The sequence below is a fragment of the Paraprevotella clara YIT 11840 genome, assembly GCF_000233955.1.
Classification (GTDB): domain Bacteria; phylum Bacteroidota; class Bacteroidia; order Bacteroidales; family Bacteroidaceae; genus Paraprevotella; species Paraprevotella clara.
The window spans coordinates 1-550 of the sequence record NZ_JH376646.1 but is presented as its reverse complement, the minus strand read 5'-3'; the positions used below and the strand labels follow the sequence as shown (position 1 = coordinate 550).

1 pseudogene is annotated in these 550 nt (G+C 41.6%); it reads right to left on the bottom strand.

The annotated features are described in order from the left end of the window. Positions 1–550, bottom strand: a pseudogene (locus tag HMPREF9441_RS16125) (hypothetical protein); the annotation flags it as partial.

Sequence of the window (550 nt, the reverse complement as noted above, 5' to 3'; positions counted from 1 at the left end):
TTCCATCTTTACCATTAGTTCCGTTAGAACCATTGCTGCCATCAGTTCCTTTTGCTTTGATGTTTGTTTTTTGTCCGTTTACTACCCAATAGCCGTCAGCTGAAATGGTAGGAGTAATGCCATCTTTTCCGTCCTTTCCATCTTTACCATTAGTTCCGTTAGAACCATTACTGCCATTAGTTCCGTCTTTTCCTTCGGCCTTGATGCCTGTGTTAGTTTCACCAATGTACCAATAACCTCCTTTTATATTCGGCACAGGGGCGTCAGTTCCATTTTGTCCGTCATTACCTTTATCGCCTTTCAAGCCGCGCAAACTGATAGGGTTACCCCAACCTTCAGCAGTTTTAGCTCCGTAGAGGTTTACTCCGCTGAGGTCTAAGTAATAATCACCAACTTTCCCTAAAGAGGCATCAGGAATTCCATTGCCTGAAAGAATAGCATTGCCGCGTTCACGAATTACTTCTACACGTTCCTCAATAGTTTTAGTACATTGTACAGTGGTAAAACCTATACCACCTAACATGGCTATAAATAAGATTCTTTTCATTAA